We start from the raw sequence: 2,913 nt of genomic DNA, 5'->3' as shown, positions 1-2,913 counted from the left end.
ATGAATCTAGGGGCCAAGGTTAACTATTGCGTCTCCAGGACAGGGAACTATGTAGTAGTTAGATAAAAAAACCATCAGGAAGCTTCGCTTGGAGATAGCTCCCTCGGCGGTGAGTCAGCAGATAGGATAGTGCTGCTGGAAGCAGCCTTGGGAGCAACCCTCATGGAGCGCCAGCGCGGCGGCATACGCCCCACGCCCGTCGGCGAGATGCTGCTGGAGTACTGCGAGCGGCGCAGCGCCCTCGACGAGAGCTTTATCACGTCCCTCGAAGCCTACCAGCGGCTGGAAACCGGAACGATTTCCCTCACCGTGGGCGAAGGCTTCGTCAGCGACCTGGTGGCTTCTCCCCTGCATGAATTCACCCAGCGCTATGCGGGCATCCAGCTGGATATCCATATCGCGGGCACATCCGGCATCATCGATGCGATTGTCGAGGATCAAAGCCATATTGGGCTGATGTTCCACGAGCGTACCCATCCGCAGCTACGCTTCTGGGCCTCCAGCCCGCAGCCGTTGATGGCCATTCTGGCGCCGCATCACCCCTTGGCCGAGCAGCCCCACCCGCTCACCCTGGCACAGCTCAGCACCCAGCCCATGGCCATGTGGGACACCACCCATGGCGTGCGCCAGATGGTTGACCAGGCGTTTCAACAGGCACGCCTCGCCCCGCGTATGACCATGAACACCAACTCGATGGTGATCCTGGCGCAATACGTGCGCAGCGGCATGGGGGTGACGCTGCTACCGGCGTTTGCGGTCGCCCACGACCTGGACATCGGCAGCCTTGTCGCACGCCCGGTCGACGACCCGCTGTTTCAGCGCTCCCAGGCCCACATGGTCACCCGGGTGGGCCGCCAGCAGCCCAAGGCCAGCATCCTGCTGCTGCGCCACCTGCAGCGCTGGATGCAGGCCTTCAGGGACCCGGCATCGAATCAGCCGACACCGCTGCCGTAGCCAAACGCCACGCTGGCCTCCGGTGCGGTTTCCACCCAGACGCTTTGCGGCACCGTGTATTCGCGCAGGCCGTCCAGACCGCTGGAGCGGCCAAAGCCGCTGTCGCCAAAGCCCCCGAACGGCGACATCACGCTGATCGCCTTGTAGCTATTGATCCATACCGTGCCCGCCCGCAGCTGCCCCGCCACACGATGCGCTCGGGCCACGTCCTGGCTCCACACGGCACCGGCCAACCCAAACCGGGTGTCGTTGGCAAGCCGAACGGCCTGGGCCTCGTCATCGAATGCCATGGCGATCAATACCGGGCCAAACACCTCCTGCTGGGCAATCTCCATGTCAGGGGTGACATTCACCAGCACCGTGGGCGCGATAAAATAGCCCTGGGCGTCGTCAGGCAAGCCATCCGGGCGTTTGCCCCCCGTCAGCACGCTTGCCCCTTCCGCTTCAGCGGCCTCGATCATGCGCGTCACCTGCTCGAATTGACGGCGATTCTGCAGCGGCCCCATGCGGGTAGCTTCATCGCTGGGCAGACCCACGTGAATCTGCTCCGCCGCTCGGGCCAGGCGGGTGGTGACCTCCTGGAAGACCGAACGCTCGATCAGCAGCCGCGAACCCGCCACACAGCTTTGGCCCGCCGCCGCAAAGATGGCCGCCTGGGCGCCAGCCACCGCTTCATCGAGCTTGGCATCGGCGAACACGATATTGGCGGATTTGCCGCCCAGCTCCAGCACGCTGGGCACCAGGCGCCGTGCCCCCGCCTCGGCGATCAGGCGACCACTCTGGGGCGAGCCGACAAACACCAGCTTGCTGATGGCGGGATGGTCGGTCAGCGCCGCACCGGTGGTTCTGCCCAGCCCGTTGACGATGTTGATCAGCCCTTTGGGCAGGCCGCCGCTTTCCAGCCGCTGGGCAATCACCACCGAGGTGAAAGGGGTCAGCTCGGAAGGTTTCAGCACCACCCCATTGCCCGCCGCCATGGCCGGTGCCAGCTGCCAGGCACAGGTGAACATCGGCGCGTTCCAGGGCGTGATCTGCCCCACCACCCCATAAGGCACGTGGCGCACGTAGTTAAGATGCGTGGTGGGCACCGGAATCACTTCGCCGTGCTGCTTGTCGCACCAGCCAGCGTAGTATTCGAACATCTCGCGCACTTTGCCCACTTCGGCCCGGCAGTCGCGAATCGGCTTCCCCGCCACCACGCTTTCCAGCTGTGCCAGCGCCTCTTCATGGCCTTCCAGGCCCCGTATTGCCGCGTTCATCCGCCGCCCGCGCTCGCTGGCCGTCAACGCCATCCACTCGCGCTGGCCCCGCTGCGCGGCTTGCGTGGCGCGCTCGATAAGCGCCGCACCCGCATCGCGGTAGCTGACCAGCGCCTCCCCCGTCGCCGGGTTGATCAGCGTGATCTCTTCGCCTTCTCCGGCCACCAGATCACCATCGATCCAGTTGCTCAACGGCGTTTTTGCCGCTAACCCAAAGCCGTTCAGGAGTGCGGCAAGCTGGTCGCTGGCGTGTTGGCTGAGTGGGCTCATGAGTGGCTCTCCGTTTGGCGGGCACAGGCAAGAATCGGCGTGGTGATATGGTTGAAGTCGTCGCTATCGGCGGGCTGCTCCGGGCTTGCGTGCCAGGCATTCACCACCGCCTGCAGCAAGGCAAGGGGAATACCCAACTGCTCAGCGGCGTCCCGCGCCAGGCGCAGGTCCTTGCGCATCAAGCCGGTGGTAAAGCCCGAATCGAAGCGTTCGCTCAGCACCCACTCGGGGAAGTTCACCTCGCTGATGGCGCTGCGCCCCGAGCCACTGTTGATACCCGCCAGGCAGGCGGCAGGCTCGACGCCTGCCTTGGCGGCCATGGCGACGGCGTCGGCGGTCGTGAGCAGGTGCGCCGCGCACAGGTAGTTGTTGGCGAGCTTCACCACGTGGCCGCTGCCCGGGCCGCCCACATGGGTACGTTTGGCCGACA

3 protein-coding genes are annotated in these 2,913 nt (G+C 65.1%); 1 reads left to right on the top strand and 2 read right to left on the bottom strand.

Annotation, left to right across the window (positions count from 1 at the left end; genetic code table 11):
• Positions 1 to 147: 147 nt before the first annotated feature.
• Positions 148 to 954, top strand: coding sequence for a LysR substrate-binding domain-containing protein (locus B7L71_RS13315; RefSeq protein ID WP_249273259.1), 807 nt, complete (start codon positions 148 to 150; stop codon positions 952 to 954).
• On the opposite strand, the gene B7L71_RS13310 is transcribed toward B7L71_RS13315, so the two are convergent.
• Together B7L71_RS13310 and B7L71_RS13305 are read right to left on the bottom strand one after the other, a co-directional pair.
• Entirely contained in the window at positions 933 to 2,483 is a 1,551-nt protein-coding gene (locus B7L71_RS13310; protein WP_081138549.1) for an aldehyde dehydrogenase family protein, read from the bottom strand. The two genes, B7L71_RS13315 and B7L71_RS13310, sit on opposite strands and share 22 nt — an antisense overlap.
• Positions 2,480 to 2,913 (bottom strand): NAD-binding protein (locus B7L71_RS13305; RefSeq protein WP_170919504.1); only part of this gene is annotated, 434 nt, incomplete at its 5' end. The genes B7L71_RS13305 and B7L71_RS13310, both read right to left, overlap by 4 nt.

The sequence above is a fragment of the Halomonas sp. BC2 genome, assembly GCF_002078115.1.
Lineage (GTDB): Bacteria > Pseudomonadota > Gammaproteobacteria > Pseudomonadales > Halomonadaceae > Vreelandella > Vreelandella stevensii.
The sequence above is the reverse complement of the archived record's forward strand: the minus strand, read 5'-3'. Positions and strand labels throughout refer to the sequence as shown.